The organism is Halomicrococcus pelagicus (assembly GCF_050954125.1).
This window is the reverse complement of sequence record NZ_JBPBWC010000005.1, coordinates 233,616-253,283: the sequence shown is the minus strand read 5'-3', so window position 1 is coordinate 253,283 and position 19,668 is coordinate 233,616. Positions and strand designations below refer to the sequence as shown.

14 protein-coding genes are annotated in these 19,668 nt (G+C 49.1%); 6 read left to right on the top strand and 8 right to left on the bottom strand.

Translation table 11 applies throughout. The annotated features are described in order from the left end of the window. Positions 1 to 288: 288 nt before the first annotated feature. The 3 genes from ACRYA2_RS12445 to ACRYA2_RS12435 form a co-directional block, all read right to left on the bottom strand. On the bottom strand, positions 289 to 1,311 hold the full coding sequence (locus ACRYA2_RS12445; protein WP_433628410.1) for a Kiwa anti-phage protein KwaB-like domain-containing protein: 1,023 nt from the start codon (positions 1,309 to 1,311) through the stop codon (positions 289 to 291). Positions 1,312 to 1,354: 43 nt separating this feature from the next. Continuing rightward, positions 1,355 to 2,047 (bottom strand): hypothetical protein, encoded by a 693-nt coding sequence (locus ACRYA2_RS12440; protein WP_433628407.1) that lies wholly within the window; start codon positions 2,045 to 2,047, stop codon positions 1,355 to 1,357. A 293-nt stretch (positions 2,048 to 2,340) separates the two neighbouring features. Then, positions 2,341 to 2,664, bottom strand: a complete 324-nt coding sequence (locus ACRYA2_RS12435) for a hypothetical protein (RefSeq protein WP_433628405.1) — start codon at positions 2,662 to 2,664, stop codon at positions 2,341 to 2,343. 100 nt (positions 2,665 to 2,764) lie between these two features. On the opposite strand from ACRYA2_RS12435, the gene ACRYA2_RS12430 reads away from it, so the two are divergent. Continuing rightward, positions 2,765 to 5,233: a GmrSD restriction endonuclease domain-containing protein gene (locus ACRYA2_RS12430; RefSeq protein ID WP_433628402.1), complete on the top strand. Its 2,469-nt coding sequence runs from the start codon at positions 2,765 to 2,767 to the stop codon at positions 5,231 to 5,233. Positions 5,234 to 6,474: 1,241 nt separating this feature from the next. Here ACRYA2_RS12430 and ACRYA2_RS12425 read toward each other — a convergent pair. Further along, positions 6,475 to 10,086: a COG1470 family protein gene (locus ACRYA2_RS12425; RefSeq protein ID WP_433628400.1), complete on the bottom strand. Its 3,612-nt coding sequence runs from the start codon at positions 10,084 to 10,086 to the stop codon at positions 6,475 to 6,477. 362 nt (positions 10,087 to 10,448) lie between these two features. Here ACRYA2_RS12425 and ACRYA2_RS12420 point away from each other — a divergent pair, with 362 nt between their 5' ends. Next, positions 10,449 to 11,240: a helix-turn-helix transcriptional regulator gene (locus ACRYA2_RS12420; RefSeq protein WP_433628398.1), complete on the top strand. Its 792-nt coding sequence runs from the start codon at positions 10,449 to 10,451 to the stop codon at positions 11,238 to 11,240. Here ACRYA2_RS12420 and ACRYA2_RS12415 read toward each other — a convergent pair. Further along, positions 11,237 to 11,899: a hypothetical protein gene (locus tag ACRYA2_RS12415; RefSeq protein WP_433628396.1), complete on the bottom strand. Its 663-nt coding sequence runs from the start codon at positions 11,897 to 11,899 to the stop codon at positions 11,237 to 11,239. The genes ACRYA2_RS12420 and ACRYA2_RS12415 overlap by 4 nt on opposite strands. 1,037 nt (positions 11,900 to 12,936) lie before the next feature. Between ACRYA2_RS12415 and ACRYA2_RS12410 the strand changes: the two genes are divergently transcribed. From ACRYA2_RS12410 to ACRYA2_RS12400, 3 genes are all read left to right on the top strand, one after another. Beyond that, the gene (locus ACRYA2_RS12410) at positions 12,937 to 13,221 is read left to right on the top strand and encodes an AbrB/MazE/SpoVT family DNA-binding domain-containing protein (RefSeq protein ID WP_433628393.1); all 285 of its coding nucleotides are present in this window, start codon (positions 12,937 to 12,939) and stop codon (positions 13,219 to 13,221) included. 489 nt (positions 13,222 to 13,710) lie between these two features. Then, entirely contained in the window at positions 13,711 to 13,986 is a 276-nt protein-coding gene (locus ACRYA2_RS12405; protein ID WP_433628391.1) for a hypothetical protein, read from the top strand. Positions 13,987 to 14,185: 199 nt separating this feature from the next. Beyond that, the gene (locus ACRYA2_RS12400; protein WP_433628388.1) at positions 14,186 to 15,079 is read left to right on the top strand and encodes a restriction endonuclease; all 894 of its coding nucleotides are present in this window, start codon (positions 14,186 to 14,188) and stop codon (positions 15,077 to 15,079) included. Between the two features lie 206 nt (positions 15,080 to 15,285). Here the strand turns inward: ACRYA2_RS12400 and ACRYA2_RS12395 are convergent, their stop codons facing one another. Then, positions 15,286 to 16,332, bottom strand: a complete 1,047-nt coding sequence (locus ACRYA2_RS12395; protein ID WP_433628385.1) for a hypothetical protein — start codon at positions 16,330 to 16,332, stop codon at positions 15,286 to 15,288. A gap of 228 nt (positions 16,333 to 16,560) precedes the next feature. Between ACRYA2_RS12395 and ACRYA2_RS12390 the strand changes: the two genes are divergently transcribed. Next, complete coding sequence (locus tag ACRYA2_RS12390) at positions 16,561 to 17,178, top strand: tetratricopeptide repeat protein (protein ID WP_433628382.1); 618 nt, start codon at positions 16,561 to 16,563, stop codon at positions 17,176 to 17,178. A gap of 126 nt (positions 17,179 to 17,304) precedes the next feature. Here ACRYA2_RS12390 and ACRYA2_RS12385 read toward each other — a convergent pair whose 3' ends face one another. Together ACRYA2_RS12385 and ACRYA2_RS12380 are read right to left on the bottom strand one after the other, a co-directional pair. Then, the gene (locus ACRYA2_RS12385) at positions 17,305 to 18,963 is read right to left on the bottom strand and encodes an ATP-binding protein (RefSeq protein ID WP_433628379.1); all 1,659 of its coding nucleotides are present in this window, start codon (positions 18,961 to 18,963) and stop codon (positions 17,305 to 17,307) included. Beyond that, the gene (locus tag ACRYA2_RS12380; protein WP_433628376.1) at positions 18,960 to 19,637 is read right to left on the bottom strand and encodes a DUF8166 family protein; all 678 of its coding nucleotides are present in this window, start codon (positions 19,635 to 19,637) and stop codon (positions 18,960 to 18,962) included. Before ACRYA2_RS12380 ends, ACRYA2_RS12385 begins: the two co-directional genes overlap by 4 nt. Between the last annotated feature and the right edge of the window lie 31 nt (positions 19,638 to 19,668).

Genomic DNA, 19,668 nt, shown 5'->3' with positions numbered 1-19,668 from the left:
AGTGTGTAGTGCTAATTGGAAGGCAAAGCCGTCGTTGGCAAAGGTGGCTGCTTGTTAGACCTAATCACATACTATATTCAATAAATAATTTTTGCCAGTGGTAGTCTTTATGAATCCTAGCTATCTTGGCCACTAAATTAGTGATGGTGTCTGGTTCGATCAGGCAATTTATCTCTCGTGACGGTCGCCAAGGAATCCGATGAAAACTGCTTTCTAGTTTGTCACACCTGTAATTCTCTGGAAAGCATGTTAAGGATCAGGGCCGTGTCGACCGCTCTCAACAGTTCATCAAGACCGGTTGTCCTTCCCGTACACCTGATATCTGTCTTTCGAAAGGTCAGAGTACAGGTGGTCGTCATTCAACAGCCGGATGATATCCCACTTCTTGCGCATATCTGGGATAGCAATTGACCAGTCCTCGTTACCTTCTCCCTCCTCAACGTCGATAGAAATTCCAAAATCCTCGACAATTTGTTCAACCTCTTCCCTTGTCATGTCATTATAGATTCCGACCTGCTTAATCTCTCGCATCTTTCGCAGCGCCCGGCGATCGTTTTTCACAGAGTCAACGAACCGGTCGAAGTCAGCGATATTGATATCCGAATTTTTGACTGACGTGAGCACATCGTTAGCGTCATCCTTGTACTCGTACAGGTAATCGAAGATATCTTCAAACTTAGTAGCGTTCAAAATGTAGACTGTCCCCTCAAAGTAGAAGCAATCGATACGACTCAAAAACGAGACTACTGTACCAGTAAACGGGTCGTAATCGCCGGAATCTTCCTCGAATGCTAGTTTGACGCCATCATCGTCCGAGAGGACCTGGCGCTGCGTGAACTTTTGCAGGGCTGCGAATCGTACTTTATCACCCTGCACAACGCGATACGCCTGGAACGCCGGGGGGTGACCAGGATTGAACTTACTCTCTCCGGTCGCCCCTGTTTCTAGCAACCCTTCGAACCGGTCGAAATTCTGGATCTTATCGGCAACCACGAACTCCAGCAGTGCATCTTCTTTCTTGCGGTTTGAAATATCATATTCGGCCAACTCCTTGTTCTCGTTTTTAACTACCGACTTAACCTGATTTTCGAGCACGTCTAACGAACGACCTCGTAGCAATTCCAGCACTTCCTCGTCATCTTCGACAAATTTCTCAAATGTATAGATAGTGTTCTCCTCGCCCCCAAGAAGGCTCTCTGTGGTCTGTGACTCTCGAGCCAGTAAGAACTCCTGGCTACCTGAATCCGGGAGTTCGTCGAGAAACGCGTAAGCTTCCGAAAGACTGTCTTCCGGTTGCTGAAGCACGGTCATACTCGGAGTCAACAAATTGAGTGTATATATTTATTGCGGAGAATTAATTTGGAATAACACTTACAGTCATACCGACAAGACCCTGTGCATCCTTTATATCAGGATTTAGGGTCACAAACCCATCGATACGATCCGTGTTCTCGGACGTAACAACGATCTCGTTTGTCTGCCACTCCAACTTTTCGAACAACTCTTTCTCGATTTTATCGTGGAATTCCGCCCCCTGTACCTGGGCAAACTCGTCGTCATAAAGCCATTCGACCACATCACCAGTCGAGTCCTCGCCAGCAGAATCTGGGAATTGAGCATAGAAGGCGAGGTTGGTGTTAAGGACCTCTTCGTCGTTTTCCTGCTCAGCAGTTATCTTGAAGAACTCGAATTCAGCCGTCTCGTCAGGGTTTATAGTAATCCTAGAGGGGTGTCCTTCTTCGGCCCAACAGACCGTACGTTCCACTTCGTACAGGCTGCCCTCGTGCTTTCCCTGTAACTGGATTTTCGGTTTGCAGTTCTTTGCCGCTGTCCTCCCCTCATTCCGGACAACTATTTTGAACCGTCTCGCTTCAGGGCTGCCATCGTTATCTACCTCGAAATCCGTGTTAGCGGTATCCCCGAACACTAGTTCTGGCTTCGTGTACTTCCGCCACAACCAATTTGCGGCGATATTGGCGGATAGCCCGCCGATTACGCCAGCGATCCACGGGGAGAGGCCTGACAATAGAGATGGAACTGTACTCATTAACGGTTGTTGACGTGTCGAACCGAGGCTCGCTACATAAAAGTATTGTTCTGACCACAATTACGATTGATTTGTAGTTTCTCGGAACACTGGCTAAGAAAGAGAAACTCGCTGCTGGAGGCATTCAACGACGCTGATAACCGTCCCTGGGATGACCGCCTAGATCATCGCAGCCAAGTCGTCGGCACATCATTCTCCTTGGCACCAAGTAGACGATTGCCAATCCCGGTCTTCAGGAACTCCTCTCGTCGATTCCCGGCATGACCTAATGGCACCACGATTTTCGGGGCGACCTATATAAAACACCCCTCCAGTGCCACATAGGCAACCTCGGTCGCCCCAAGTTTGGGTACATGTACAACGCTGGGAAGACCGCGCAGGTTCCTGGCAACGACTTCCAAACCTCCCTTCGAGTCATTCACTTCCGTGACGACGGCGCGACCCACCACGATATTAAGGCTACGACTGATGTTGGCCAAGGGACCATAGCAAATATCCTCTCTCGTCGCGTATGGTACTCGATCGACGCTGACAAATATGATATCGTATTTCCACCTGAACCAGGAAAATGCGGCAATAGGACTGGGAAAGTCGCTCTTGTATACGTTCTCCCTCATTCTCGACCCGGTAGATCGGGTTGCAACTACGTCCATTGACCTAGTTGGTGGTTATAGCGATTTACGATACTACTATGTGCGTTCTTTTTTATAGGCCGGTATGGCGGACAATCATCGAACGCTCTACGATACCTACATCGACTACGATCACGTTGACCTCGACATCACGGCGGTCGCAGACCACGTTGCGATGCAGCAAATCGCGGGCGAGAATTTCGAGATGGAAAAGAGGACGTTAGAAGACGTTCTCTCAGATCGGACGTTTAACGTTCCGGAATACCAGCGGCTGTTCTCGTGGAAGGAGAAGCATCATCGACAACTGTGGTCTGACCTCCAACAGTTCGTGGAGGCCGATCTCGTTGAGGACTCGGATGTCTCCGACGTGTTCTTCAGTTCGATGTACTTCGCTGTCGACAAAGACAGCAACACCCACGAGATCATCGACGGCCAACAGCGACTCACGTCAATCAATATCCTCTTACTATCCATCTTGGAGGAACTCCGCGCCCTCAAAGCAGAGTCGATCCAGCAGGACACAGTCAGTCAACTACGGGAAGGGAGCATCAAGCAGATCGAGTCACTTCTCTACCGCTTCGAGAACCCTCTCAAGGGAGACATCCCACGACTATCACTGAATAAACACGATGATGACGACGACGCAGACTTGGGGTTCTTTGAGGCTCTCATGCTAGGCCCTGAAACCCGATTAGAGTATCTCTGTTCAGACGAACGTGAACACGTAGATGGTCGCCGTGGCGATGCGACCCGAATCTCGGACCTCATCAAGGAGTTTCGGATTAGCGACCAAGTCATCGAAGAAAAGGACCCTGATACGTCGTTCTCCTACTTTACGCCGGTCTACGACTCGAATTGGCGGCTACTCGACGCCTACAACTTCTACAAAGAACGCATCAAGGAGGTCATCGACGGGGCAGACGACACCGACAGCGAGGCGCTAGCTCTGATCAACCTCAGTCATTACATCCAAAACTCGTACCACGTTGGCGAGTTCATTGTTCGGAACGCGGCACCAGATTTCCGGATGCAAATCTTCGAGATTCTCAACGACCGCGGGCTCGAACTCACCAAGATCGACCGTATCAGGGCGGCGGTCGTAAACGCGTTCTTTGATGCCGATGACCGACAAGAGTACGTGGACAAATGGGAAGACATCGTCGTCGCGTTCGCGACAGACGAGGACCAGATCGACGACTATCTCTCCGTCTATCTCAGCATCATCGACCCCGAGATCGAGACCGTGGGCGAAGCCAGTGCAGAACTCACTAACGCGTTCGCGACTCGCAATCTCGAATCCGACGTCCGACCACGATTGCGACACCTCGATGACGCCCGAGGCTTCCTCGACCACGCTCACGAATTCGTTCAGTACTACAAGGACATCACGAATTCTGCGCTGGAACCTACAGACCTCGCACTCGCGGAGGCACACGAGAAGTGCCAAGAGGTGCTGGTCCGTCTCAACGACCAGCAGATGAACCAGTGGCGCCCGTTTATTTTGGCGCTCTACCACCACACGGTGAGGGACTCGGATGCGAGCGGCGAACAGCTCTACGACGTTCTCGACACGGTCGAGAAACTCAACTTCAGACGACTCCTCGTCGGGGAAGACCCGAACATCTTCCAGGAGATTTTCATCGAGACCGTCCACCGATTCTCGCTCTCACCCGAGATGGAGGACCGTGAGAACGTATACGATGACTCGTGTCTCCATTTGATCGACGAGATGCGATCGTCGAACCCGTCGATGTTCTCCGACAGGTTCGTAGATATCGTCACTCAGGCGCAGGCATGGAACCCCCAGAACGCGAAACTATTGTTCGGCAAAATCGCGAATGAGCACTTCCGCGAGGACGGCATGTACGTCGAACGCCGTCTGAACATGGGTAGTATCCACCTCGAACACGTCCTTCCACAGAGCCTGATACACGACGCTAACGACCCGGTATGGCTGACCGAATTCTTCCAGCTCGAGGACGACGATGAGGTCGAAATCGAGGACGCGATTCAGACCTATGTCGAGTTGTACCGCCGGGACGACAGCGAACTCAGCGAAGACGAGCGTCAACGTCGCGACAACATTGCGGAGTTTATCACTCAACGATTCGTCAATGACCTCGGAAACTTCCTCCTTCTTCGCGACAGCGACAATATCAAGGCGAGCAATCTCCCTCTCGCCGAAAAAATGCCCCAGTACTTCGACACCGGTGAGGACTTCCGGAGTATCCATCCCAATCGATACTTCACCGGAACTGAGGGGGTGGTGGATCGAAGAAAGCTCGAGGACTTGCTCGAACAGTCTCGGGCCGTCCAGCAAGGAGAACGCGACGAAATCGATCCCGCCTTAGCGAACTACTTCAATTCCCTCTGGACGTACGAGGCGTTGCAGAACAGACGTGTTGGTCTTCTCGAGGATACACTCGATATAGTGGAGTTCGAGCAGCTCGATGACGAGTTCGGACTTACGTCCGACCGCGATGGTATCCGGGAACAGATCCGAAGTCAGACGGAACAGGAGTTCGAGAAACGGCTCTCGCTTCGGTCGCTCTGACAAGCTGATTATGACGCCAAGAGTGTAGCAGAATTTATATATAACCGAATTCACGAATACTGCCGTCGGTGCTTAGAACCAGCCAGCGATCGTTAGCCTCGACATTGGCGAGTTAGTTGTCGATAATGGTTCCGAGGTGGTCACCGTCTGCGTAAAGGGCGAGGACGTGCAGAACGTGTTCGGTGAAACCGCGGGGGTCTTAGCAACCCCCGTCTGAATGCTTGTTCAAGGATATCAGCATCTATTCCGAGCAGCCAATCATATGGAAACATGGCAGCAAGGACCCGAACTGTGATCAAAAGTAGCGGAAATCGAAAGCTACCCTCCAGCAGTTACCAGCACAGATATCGTCCGTATCTCTCAGGCCGAGTGAAACCCCGACGAATACGATAATGAGACCTGGGCGCGGATCGGGCCGATCTACTGCTGGAACTGCGGCAAACGAACCCGGAAAGTGTGCAGCGTCGACATCCACAATAACGGGTACAAACGAGTTATCTGCCCGGCGTGCCACTCCGGAGAGGACTGACGAAGTTCTTCCCTTCTCCTGGCTTCTGAGTCGATGCCGTCTTTGTCGAACCTCTCAGAGCTTGATATAGAGACAGAAACTATGGTCACGGGAGTCTTTGTGTGAGGGACGCAGAGATCGACGAGATTCAGTTCCCTCGTTATTCTCGAAGTCTTTGGCATACGGGGATGGGACGCGACTGAGGACTCTGACGGCTTTCGGTAAGTCACCTCTGAGATAATGCAATCTCCGTGCTTCGCCAGTTGGCAATGATAGACAGCGAGGGTTGATTTCGATTGTTTAATTTGAATCCCTTTGGTTCGGGTAGAAAATTACGATCAGATTTTACTAAATATTCTATTCAAAGAAGAACCGAGGTGAATTTTTCTGGGTCAAATTCTCACTGTAAGGGTTTGAGACGAATATTCAATATAGAGCATGCATTCGGAAAGTGACTTATCTTCCAAGAGTGTATCGAACGCTGACTGGGGTATTTCAATTAAACAGATAACGAATGATAGGAGGTACGGAACTCGTATGTTACTGGCACCCGCAATTGAGTGCAATCAGAACGATATCGTGCGGAATCAACCGGTAATTGTTCCAGATGTACGTTAGAAACTCTGGAATCGCCGGTGAAAGTCCGACGACTGTCTAGAGTCATATGCACTCCAGCTACAGATCTATTGAGGATGGCAATGGATAACCGGTTTAACTAATTAGAGAACTTTCCCTAAGCCACATCTTTATCATAGTAGACAAGGAGATCACGCACTCGATGTGCTTCCCCCTTACTCGTGCCATGCATTGTATGAAACATACTAATAACATCTCGGTAGCGAGGATCATTTTGCCTGAGTGCTCTCACTTCATACAATTTTTGCACAAGGTTTTCTGCTTCGTCTGGATAGGTGTCCTTATTAAAAATCCACTTATAGCTCGTTTTGTCCTCATGCTTATTGAATCGGTTATTGATACTGTCCCAATCAGCATTCTTGTACGATCCATCAAGCATGAATAACTGATTAGCGAGCAACTGACGAGCCCTATTCCTCTTGTTTGCCTTCCAAGCGCGAGCTTCTTCTTCTGCTGCTTCTGCAATTGCATAACAGAGAATAGTTGCTGCTCCTTCGTTGACTCGAGCGTTGTAATCATAGTTGTTGACGAGTTGGTCAAATTGGTTGAATATTCCGTCTGCGTGAGAAAGAAATTCTGCATAGAACGGTGGCCAATACCGCTCTAGTTCCGATTCAATAACAGACCCTGGTTCTTTCGGGACAGCACCACCGACCAGCCCTTCGAAAGGAGAGTCATAATGAAACGTGTACGCCTCCCAGATGTAGTCTAAGGGTTTTGCCATCTGGAGAACCGTACCGACTGCTGTATCAGCCAACATTACCGCTCCGCTAATAGAGATGGTAGTTATTGCATCGCTGAACTGCTTCTGTGCCTTCTCCTGAAATGATGCCTGTTGATTTAGAATCCGCCCAAAGCTTCTCATAATAGTTGCCCGCTGCTCAGCAGCAGTAGCGAAGTGTGAGAGTGAAATCTTGTTTTCCGGGCGGGCGCTTACGGGTAGGCGAATTTGGGAAGAGTGCCGTTTGCGCTTTCCCTGAGCTTTTGTCCGTGCTGAGACCTCAATAGTGAGATTAACCGTATTGACACTGGCTTTCGGTGCAACTGCTGCGCCAATGATGGCATTTTGACCGGCTTCCCACGGTGCATTAATTCCTTTCCCCTGTATACGTGCTGACTTGGATTTCGAATTAACAGCAATATCTACTGGGAAATTTCCAGGCGTTGGATGTTTGATTTTTGCTCCTGAAAAAGTCAGTTTGGCTTGTGGGTTATGGAGTTTTCGTGGGTCAAGAAGACCCAGCACCCCACGGTTGTTGACTTTCAGTGATAATAGAACCATGTTCGGGAAGTCGTGCATAAGTACTGGAGGATGATTCAAGGCTGCAGTTATGGGGAGAGAGTTAACCGTCAATTCTGATTTTTTGTGAGTCAGGGAAATTTGTGTATCTGATGATGTATTCCCCCCTGCTCCACCTTGAGGGGTGGTTGATGGAATTTGTTCATTGTTTGGATCGCTGATAACTATAGTTGTTGTACCGGAGGTTACTGTTACGGCTGCATCAACTGATTTAAAAACCATGTCATCTACCCGATGTCGCACCGGAATAGTATACTCACCCAATTTTGATTGAACTGGTACTTTGAGCTGGACCCAACCGTGTTTGGTTTCACCTGGTTTGATCGTCCATTCCCAGCCGTCAGCTGGTCTGGACTTGAATCCTGCGTTCGGGCGCCAAGTACCTCCATCATCTTGATGATCACTGATGCTCCATCCGTCAGGAATTGACAGCAAAATTGGGACTGTGACTTCAGTAGCCCCGGTATTTTTGACTGTAACATCTACTCGTACTGTTTCCCCCGGAGATGTCGAACCGCCAGTTGCAGAAAGATCTAAAGACGGCCTCGACTCTTCAGTCACTGAATTGCCAGTATTTGAGTTCGGGGCATCTGATCGGGCACACCAAGGACCTGCGTATGGATTGTCTGCGACGTGCTCAGACTGACTAACGGTACCCGTACCGTCTGTATCTACTCCCATTGAATCAATCGCAAATGGATTGCTGTGTTGTTCAGTCGGGTGCACTCTTGTTGTGCCTTCGACTGCCCCGGCGCCTAAATTGGAATGAGTACCAATTCCTTCGTCGTCCCAGAAGCTTGTATCCATCAAGACAGATCCGAACGTACCGTTTACACGCGCAGATTGGCAGTCAAGAAAGGTTATAGGAGTAGCAGCTGCCGGGTTTGTCCCCAGATCGCTCGGAGTCACTTGCTGTCCATCCTGATATATGGAAACTATACTGGCTTGGTCATGTGTGAGCGAAATGCGGAATCGAGTAATCGACCCCGATATCAAATATGCATCAGCACCACCTGCAATTGCTCCAGTAACTGATTGAGACTGATTTCCACTGATTGCATCCTCCGAATCAATCGTCACTGCTTCGTCATCAATAGGTGCATCGCCACTGTCATCTGTCTTCTCAACACTCCCATTGGCAGTAAAGGCGTATTTGATTGTTTGGTCAGTCTCACTGGTAGCTATAACAAAATGGGTCCCATCCGACTCAGATTCTTCACCTCCATCTGACTCGGTGTGTTCACAGTCCTTTGCCGACAGCGGATTTCTTACCGTATAATCTATTTTCGATGCCGGTGTTAACGGATTTATTAGTGTATCTGTTGCGAGGCTAACGTACAAAATGCGGGGCAAGTGGTCTGCAGGAATGTTGAGGTTCGGATGTTCTGTGACGTCGATCGTTGTCGTTCCGGATACTGGTGCAATGTCTTTGCTTAAAATATACTCAGTGACGTCTGCGTACTGATCAACTATATAGCCGACTTCCATGAAGACGCTTTTGAAATCGCCAGTGATTCTTACTGTTGTACAGTTGAGAAATTCAACTGGTGCCTTGTTGGGATTAGTTTGTTGGTGAGTAGTGACTTCTTCGGTAGTCAGAGGAGGCGTCGTTTGTGTCGGTAATAGCGGGGTCGTACTAGGAGATTGCGTTCGTGTATTCTTAGATTCAGTTGACGGTAAGGGTGTCTTTTGGCTTGTCTCAGATGATGTTAACCTGCTTGTAGTTGATGTAGAGGTGAGTGGGGGTTGTGTTGAGAGTGATTCCGTTGGCGTTGAAACTGGATCTGTTCCCTCTGTTGCCGGTACGGCTGTTGTTGTCGGGTCCTCAAAAGATGTCGTTGGTTCCGGCGTTGGTTCCGGTGTGGGTTCCGGCGTTGGTTCCGGTGTGGGTTCCGGCGTTGGTTCCGGTGTGGGTTCCGGCGTTGGTTCTGGCGTCGGTGCCGGTGTTGAGGGTGGTTGTTCGGTAGGATCTTGTTCTGCAGTAACTGTCTCTTGGCTAAAGACCTCTGCAGAAAAAGCATACTCACCTACTGCTGCAGCTGTCGGTACCTTCAGTAGGAAGGATGGGGAAACCGCTTCCCCTGGAGAGAGTGCACTCCATTTCCACCCGGAAAAATAGGGATTATTTGTTCCACTGTAAAGGCGAGTTCCTCCATCATCTCTCAAGCGTTGCTTGTACCAACCGTTACGTGGCGGACCAAATTGTATGCGGGGAGCCCGGATCTCTTGAGTGCCGTGATTCAGGAGTTTGAATTCTACCGGTACGGTACCTCCTGGACGCGCCCTCCCACCACGTACGGTCAGCTGTAGATTCCCTTCTGTGCTAAAGTCGTGTAGAACATATCCGCCTGCAAGCGTTCCTACTCCCAGAATTTTCAGGAATTCTCGCCGGTTGTTGTTCGGTATCATACTGAACGTAGTTTCGCTCACTCCTTCATATCATGCGTTGTGAATGAGGTCACACCCTGTAAACTCCTATAAAACAATACTGGGTGGATATGGGCTGTGCAAGAGGGTTTTCCGCAGAACAATTGAGTCGAAGGCATCCTTGTGGCCTCATTGTGGGAGAGGCCCCTGTCAGTGGTGATTGTCTCATGAGGAATGGGACCCCGCTCTGTCCGCATAACTACTGCTTGCAAGAATCACTTATTTAGGGCGATTCAAAGAGAGTGATACCCTTCTTTGGTAAAAGTTTTATCTGTGGCTAAGCACCCGTTTTCTGGCTAGATATATGCTGAAGAACGTGATAGTCTAGTTGGTGGGTGATAACAATGGACACGAGGGAGTACCTCTTCGATATTCTTTCACAGCGATCAAGGTTCACCCAACTACTTTTTGAGCACCCGGCAGATAAACGCACTCTAATCGACGAATTGGATGTTTCGCGTTCAACGGTTGACAGGGGTGTTCGCGACCTCGAAACAGCTGATTTGATTGAATACCAGAATGGCCAATATAGACTTACACCATATGGGCGTCTCGTCGCTGAGGAATATGATGATTTCACAAGACGAATCCAGATTGCAGGAGAGCTCAAACCATTTTTCCGGTGGTTATCGCTTGATGAGTTTCCGTTCGATCTCAAATTATTCGCTGATGCAAAGGTTGTAGTATCGACATCTAGTGACCCATATGCCCCGGCAAATCGGCATGCAGATGCGATGAATGATTCAAGGTCGTTACGGGCAATGGTTCCTGCTGTCGGGTTGAATCAACTTGAAGTCGCTCACCAAAATGTCCTTGAGGATGACCAACAGCAGCAGGTTGTGGTCGAATCAGAAGTAGTGGATACACTTCGTTCAAAGCCCCATTATGAAGAACGAATTCAACCTATGCTCAGCCAGGACAGTGTAACTCTGTACCAGTATGATGGTGCAATACCCTATTTTATCGGTATCTATGACGACCTTGTACATATTGGCGTTGGAGATGGTGAAGGAATTCCACGGGCATTAGTAGAAACTCCAAACGATGCAGTGCGTACCGAGGCAATCAAATTGTATGAGCAGTATCAGTCTGCAGCAACCAAGCTTTCACATTTTGGTGCAGAGCATACTGATTAGTCTCGTTGGCGAATGACTATGTCGACATCACCATCTGAGGTTTGGAGTTGTTCAATGTGTCCACTGAATTGGTAGGTGTCCGACGGTAGTTCTTCCCCACCCAGTTGCCATTCAACCTGATGATAGTCACTATTGGGAGAGTGGCGAGAAGTCGAATAGATTCGGCCAGATACTCGAATTAAAAATTTCACTGGTGCTGAGGGTTTGCCGTGGAGTTCGATAACGCTGGGGAGTGTGTCTGATCCAGAACTTCCCCCTGGATTCTCACCGATAAGTTGGCAGGGGTTTACTGCTTGGCCATTGATCCACACTTTCGCCTGATCGCAATTATCGATATCAAGAGCAGTTATTTGCCCAGTGTACACGTACGCATCATATCCACCAGCAGTTGCTCCATGAACTGTACTACCATCACGATCATCTTCTGGATCTTTTGTGATGGCTGAATCATCAATGGGGGCACCGCCGCTGCTGGTGGTTTTCCGTAGCCCTCCCGATACGGTGAATTGGTAATTGATTTCGGCTTCGGTTGCACTATGGAATACAATAATATTCCGTGCTGAGGAGCTCGCGAGACCGGTCGTAAGACCAAGGGCTGCAAGCCCCTTGAGTAGGGTGCGTCGTGCCGTTGATATGCAATTGATGTCTGGTGATTTCATGGTTGCTAGCAGCGTAATCAGCCCGACCGTTGGTCATGGACAATTAGTTCCTGGGGTGGCCCATGGAGGCTGACTACGCAATTGTTGAAGCCCTAGTTACTCGTTCTTCAGCATTGCAGTTTGGTTCATGCCTTGGCCGTTTGGTCACCAGTTGAAACCAAAGGTAAGTAGATTTCTATAGAAGCGCCGATACAGTGTTTGTTGAAAGCGAATAGAGGCTTGTAGCCCCTATTGGTTGGCCCATTTTTGAGTGCCTCTATCCACCCTCTGGCTTCTTACAGGTACGAACAGATTTTGCGTCCTAAAACTGGAGGACAGCGACTATCAGTGGACAAGCGCTGATAAGCGCGTGAGGAAGCCTGTGTGGGTAAGATCAGAATCGAGCCAGTCTTCGAACGCTTCTGCACCAGTGGCAATCGTAATTCTATTTCCTTCAACAGATGCTCGTAATTCTGTCGGGATTGTTTTGATGCACGTGTAGAGTTCCCGATACGCTGTGAGGCCGTCGATAACCGTAGACGGGAGCGGGTCGGGGTCGGAAAACTCAACTAGGATAAGTACAGTTTCTAGCCCTGTAGCTCTTTGACCAGTACGTAATTTATTGAGTTATTAAATATACTGCTGGATAGTTATTCTGGTCGCCATAGAAATACGGTATGGATAAAAGCCGGGGCGTGCGTCGATCTCCGTGAACCAGATCGACTCCTCAAGAAATATCCTAAGTAGATGATTAGTCGCGACAAGTAGCAATAGCATTGGGGAGTGTTCTCTCTATAGTGGGTTTTTGACGTTCAATCCACGCTCTGTATTCAGTACATCATTTCTATCAGTTGCTACGGGGTTCAACAAGGTCGCCTGGCTTAAGGACTGACCTGGTAGTGGCGTTTAGTTCGATAAGGCGATTTATCTGCCGTGATGGTGCCAATCGCCGAACCTGCTTACTTAGCAGTAGTTGGTAATACAATCTTTTATTTATATTTTATATAACCATTATTGTGGCAAAAGCGGTTATGGCTGTTCCCACTCTAAGCAGGAATATGGCAAAGGTAGATTCAAAAGGACGCATCGTCCTTCCACAGGAGGTGCGAGAGCAGCTCGGTATTACTCCTGGGACAGAAGTAGATATTTACGAAGAAGGTGGGAAAGCAGTCGTTGAACCCGAAGACAACCCCGAACAGATTATCGAACGCATGGAGCAATTCGTCAAGGAAACATCTTCAGAACGGGGAGAAACGACTCCGCTTGACGATGGCGCCAACCCAATTGCCCAGAAGCACAGAGACTCTGTTCGGCGCGGCGCGGAGAAAAACAGCGATGAGTGACGCTGAGGGGCCGTATCTTTTCGATGTCGGAGTGGTTGCACTCGCACACACAGAGGCGCCTGTTCGTGAGACCGTGACGAGTCAATTAGCTTCAACTCCGTTGCCTTCCGTCCTTGAGAATCAACAGTGACGGATAGATTCTTGATATACGTTAGTAACTCTCATGTCGAGCGATATTTGAGGATGACTACTGATGGATAGTTCTACCAGGACAACTATGCTACTCACGGTCGCAAAGGATCGTATGAAGGGCTTCGGTGTTCGTCAGTTCACGCTGCTACTACTGAGTATCACTATGGTCGCTATCGGATATCTAGGACTCGGTGGTCACATCGCTGATCCGACCCTGGTTCTTGCCGGTTGTCTTGTAACAGTGGCTGTACTATCGTTTTCTCTCGGTCGTCAGTCAACGCGTCTGGGTCGCAGCTAAGCCTCATCTGAAAGCCACTGAGGTAGAGAACTAAGTGATTTTAGGCTGAGGACGAGAGTATGCCAACGAATGATGCTTTAGATTGGAGGCAAAACGCGGTCTCGCTATTTCTTATTATACTATCAGGCGCACTTCTCATCATTCTTGGCACACAAATTCAATTAGCAGAAGCTCGGAGTATTGGAGATATAGTCTTTCTCGTTGCTGTTGGTCTCTCTATCATTGTTCTTAGCGGGATGGCTGTGACTAGCCGATGGGAGAAATGGGCTGTAGTGGGAGCAATGTTGACGATCATCTCTGCCATATTTGCTTTTTCGGCAGAAACACTCCAATAGACGCTGATCCGAACGATTATGAAAGATTCGATCGATAAGATTCCTAGTGAATTTCTAAGGTATATTGGAGGGATAGGGTGAGATCGTCGTCGATATGATATCTATGCGGATAGACCGAGATGACGTTTAAATTCCAATACCTCAGTAGATTTATGATCCTATACATTTATTTGATGTCCCTGAGTGATTCTACTGACGGATGAGGGGCGAGACTCAATCCATAAAACGTCGTCTTCAGCAGATGGACGACTATGATTTCGAGCACTTCGTGGCAGACCTCTGGGAGCGCCGCGGCTGGGACTGCGAAGTGTCCCAAGCGAGCGTGGACGCTGGCATCGACGTGACGGCCACCAAGTCAGTACCGTATAAACAGAAGAAACTGATACAGGCAAAACGTTATGGGGAAAACACCACTGTCGGCGGCCCTGAAATCCAACAGTATGCAAGCCTCAAACACCAACAGGCCGATGCCGACTCCGTGGTCGTCGTGACGTCCAACGCATTTACGAATTCCGCAGAAAACCGCGCCCGCGACCTAAACGTCAAACTCATCGATGGTGACGATCTCGAAAACCTCGTCACTTCCCTCGAGGCTCACGATCTCTTGGAACGCTACAACCCTACCCCTGATTCTGCGGATACAGAACCGATGGTGGGAGACGGAATGGGAACTGCCACCACCAACGGTAGCGACACCTCTATATCGTCTGAATCGACACCTGACCTTCGTGATGGCGATGGTATTTTAGCTCCAGACTCGTCACCTGAGTGGCTTCGACGACTCGAACGAGCCAAACAGTGGCATCGTCTCATCCCTATGGCTATCGTCTTTTGGTTCGTCTCCCTTGCTATCGCTGGATCTTTAGACGGTATGGGCGGCGTCATGAACGGGGTTGCTGATCTCGTTGGCTACGGCTTGGTTTGGCCGCTCTCTGTCGCCATTCCCACCGCATGGTATCTCGATATGCGTTATGTCCGCGCGGAGACTAATTGGTCGCCTACATTCCCGCTGTACCTCATTGCTAATGTCTGCACGGCGGGGTTGGCAATGGTATACTACTACTACAAGCGGTACAAGACCATTGGTCTCTGAACCTCCCTCTTCTTGTCTATGAGGGTCGAACACCGCTCGATTTGCTGTTGACGGATATGCGCAATGTATTCAGCATACCAGTTGAAACCTGTCACAATTTATGGGTTTTAACAAGACCGTTCAAAGAGACACTTGGACCCACCATCCTCTACGACAACATCAAACAACCATGTTGCTCCCGATTCTGACACAGAGGGAAGGCAGACCTACTTCTCTAAGTGTTCTTCCTGGATAAAATCCCCTTTGATCACGATTTTGTCGTCTTCACCATCTTCCCCGTATATTTTCTCCACATTTGATGATACAGATGAGGGAAATTTCACAGTAATTTTACCGCCGTGTCTTCTGATTGTGAGTTTAGTTTTCTTCGGCAAATCATCAGCATCTATTTCCAAGTCTTGTAGCCGATCATCCTCTTCAAAAGCATCGACTACATCTTCTGAATCAACTTCTCCATCAGAGTTCTCCTCCAGAGCAGATCCGATACTCTTAGAAGTGAGCTCTCCTCCGTCCTCGGCCTGAGAAATGATCTCTGTAAAGTCGTTTTGATTGAACTCTCTATCGAGGGATTCCTCAGTTATCGCTTCAGCTTTTCCAAGAGCAGTTCGTGCCTGTTCCAGACTAGATTGCTGTAGGGTGTCGTACTGAAGAAACTCCTCAAAGTAATCTGAATCGTTTGATTGGTAGATCTTAATATCTCCTGTTTTAGCGTGTGGAGGAATGCCGTCACCTGGATAGATGGCAGCCTTTTGAATCTGGTTCGGAGAGGGATAAGCACGATTCTCCGGGAGAACATCAATTCCATCTTCAGATTGGAATAGCCGAATCGAATCTTCAGTGTCTAATTTTAACAGAATGAGCGCCTCCAATGGCGTATCAACAATGTTTCCACCACTCAGAGTGGCTTGAGCTGCGAGCAGACTTCCTTCACTCGCATTGGCAGTTATTCTCTCATTCAAGTCTTCTGCCCACTCCGCAAGAGTGCTACGGAATTCTTCCTCATCATCGGTGTCGCGAGCCTCCTTCAACTTTCCTTTGAACGAAGATCTCTCGCTATAGGACGCGTGAGTTACCTTTGTAATGTCTCCCTTCATCACGATATCCTCAATATAGTACCTAAATTGTTTGAGAACGTGTTCGCTATTTTCAAGCGATGTTTTCTCTTTAATCGTCCCTTCTGTCTCATTGCCGACCGGAGCGTATGCTAGTTGATGAACCTCAGTATCAACCGTCTTGGCACGATCAGAACTCATATAGCTCATAACAAAACATAGCAAAATAATAATTTCGGTCTTTGAATAATCGTGAGTGGGACTCTAAGTAAATACCATGATCTACTATAACAATCTCAGCTAAGAATTCCAACGCATTATTTTGATTTGTAGAATGGGTGGATTAGTATCAAATTTGAGTTCGGCTTCGTCAAACTAATTGTTGCAACGCCTCTCAAAACCTATGTGGAACCAGGAGATACACTCATTATGTTCGACGAGATAATTGATTTGTTCCAGCCCAAGGAAACTGTTCCGGACTTGATAGAGGCCCTGGATCTGAAGGAATGGTATGTGAGTCTACCAGAGAAACAGCGTCAAAAACTTCACCAATACAGTACATCATTTGATATCGGCGGCGAAGTAAACACGCTCGAGCAAAGTGTAAAAAAGACACCACAAACTGCACAAGTGTATCTAAACGGCGTAGGCTCGACCGCAGCAAGTGAGAAAGAATACGAGTTCGCAGAGATGGTTCTGCTATCAGCGCTGGAGTTCGATGACGGGACCGCTACGAGCACCCACTTCACTTACAATGAACTGGTCGATGTCTACTATAAACAACGCGATGACCGGGAGGATGCACTCGAAAAATGTATCAAGTATTGCAAGAAAGACATTGAGATAGCCAGCGATTTTGTCAATGAGTTTGGCGAAGTACCGCGGATTCCTTCATTTAAACGCCTTGCTATCATTTACGAGAAACAATCCAGATATAAGGACGCACTTGAGGTTTGTGATCAGGCGCTGGAAATCGGTACTACTGATGGCACAAAAGGAGGGTTTGAGGATCGAAAAGAGCGAATCCGCAAGAAGAGAGATGGCTAGCCGGTCTTGTTAGGTTCCTTGCTGGAGATGAGAGCGAGACTACCTTGTTTAAATACCTGATCAGATTTTCGTAAAAAGGAGTTCGTGAGATTCAAAAAAGAAGCCGAGAAGTCATCAGTTCAGAATTTAGAGTGGAGTATCATTAACGTCCTCCTCTTCCTCGTAGGCGTTCGTGACGCTACGGTTCAGATCCTCGTGATGTTCTCCCCAACTATCACACCACTCCTGAGTTATGTCCGGACTTTCTGCCCCGTGCCGAGTGTGACGCTTTCGGATACTTGCCATCACCGGCGTATTCATTGCATCACCTGCAATAATGGCTTGCCCAGGAGTGAATCCTGGAAGTTCAGCAAGTATATCTTCACCGGCGCTTTCGACGGATTGACGTATTGCTTTCTGGTCGTGCGGATTCTGGATCTGCATGATGATTTGGGTTCCGCACTGCGAAAGCACATCAGCATCTAGTTTCGATGGCCGCTGAGAAATGATTCCAACGCCGAACCCGAACTTACGGCCCTCCGAGAGAATAGTTTGTAGGATTCCGAGCGACCGAGCATTGCCATCTGGAGCAAAGCGATGTCCCTCTTCTAAGAGCGTGAAGAGGGGAAAGTCGAGACGATCATCGTCACCCCGCATCGCTTGCTCACGAGCCTGGTAGAGTTTTCGAAGAAGCGCGGCAGCAAGCATTTGCTGATCTTCCTCTGAAAGCCGATTTAGTTGAAGTACGGTGACTTGGCCCGGTGCGACAAGGTCGGTCAATTCGTCACGAGCGGCGCGTACGAACAGGTCACGGTCGAGCGCCCGCTGAAGTCGCCATTCTAGCGCGCTCGCTGTATCGCTGTCTTCGCCATCAACGCTGTAACACTTGTTGATGATGTCGTGAACGCTGATATCGTTGCTCTCTTCTTGGAGATTCTTCCAAGCGTCGTGAAGAACATACTTCATCCGATCGCTAGGACCGTCGAGTAACGCGAGCAAGTCTCCATAGTTGAGATCAGGTATTGCGATGTCGATTTCTTCTGGCTGCTTAATATTGACCTCGGGAGTGTATTCACCGTCGCTAAATATCGAGGCGTTTTCGTCTTTCCGCATGCCCGGGAGTGTATCGTATTCTCCATGCGGGTCGAAGACGAGCATCGCTGCCCGAGACTGTGGGCGCATCATCTCCTCAATAATAACGCTTGCTGTGTACGATTTCCCACTCCCAGTTGAAGCGAGAACAGCCAGATGGGTCGAGGAGAATTCATCGATCGGAAGGAAGATATTGGAATCACGTGCGGGTCGGTTGAGCAACCATCCAATGTGTGCATTTCCACTGCCATTCTGCCAGTCCGCGTTCGGAAGGACGGCCTCGAGGAACTCATCATTCGCAAGGTACACCCTCGACCCAGGGTCAGGAAGTGAGCGAGGATTCGTGAACGTCTCCATATCTTCGTCGAAATAGCCGATATTCCGAGCAGTTATTCGGTCGATTTCGATATCCTCACTCGGGACCCCGAGCGTACCTGCAATCTCGTCTGGATCGACGGATGGGTCCGCAAGAAAGTCTCCTGGTAGTCCCCGTTCTTGTTGGGTATTTGTGACTCGAGCGAGGACCTCATGGTGTGCACCTTCGACGGTGGTTTCGTAAACGACGAACTCTCCGGTTCGGACGTCCGTTTCGTTCGGGGTAATAAACTGGAATTCGTCAGCGGAGTCACCCGGTTTCTCGACAGTACCTACTACCGTGTCCGACGTAGCTGTGTTGTCTCGTCCCTGTGGTGGAGCTGGTATCTCGTCAGTCATCGGACCACCCCTCGATCAGCACTCGCTTCCCAGCGAATTTTCTGCTCGATAACATCTAGTATGTCTTCATCGGCAGCTGTTTCATGGCGAAGGCGGTCGATAAGCGTGAGCGTTACTTCGGCACCGAATTGACCAGCAGTAGCGATGAGTCGGTCGTAGTACTGAATTCGGAGAGTATCGTTTGGAAGATGGAACTGGTTGAAGCCCCCGCTCGAAAGCTTCGAGACCTCCTTGTCGATATCAAGCGTCCAACGTGGCATCTCCTGCGTGACTTCAGTAAAATTGTATGCTCCCGCATCGCTAGCGGGAACAATATTAGCGTACCCCAGGAATGCGATACCGAGTAGCGTTCGTTTTTCGTCAATGTAGCCGGGAACGAACATCTCCTGGTCTGGATTCGAGAGACGAGGTCCCTCTCGACCTTGGTCTGGGTCGACGAGTTGTGAGTCGTAGACTACACCGACCAACGCGTACTCATCGCCTCGAACGGTTGTCTTGCTGTATACGAGTTGTCCGAACTCGTAATCCTGCTTCTCTGGTGGCGTTTCTCGTTCATGTTCCCGATAGACTTCGACAACGTAATCCATCTGGGAGTGGGACTGCGCGATACTACCGATGGTGAGGTCGTTCTTCGTGATGGCCGCTTCTTCCGTCGAAAGGTCAGCTCGTGTCATGTTAGGATCTATTAGTTATAATGGATGGTTC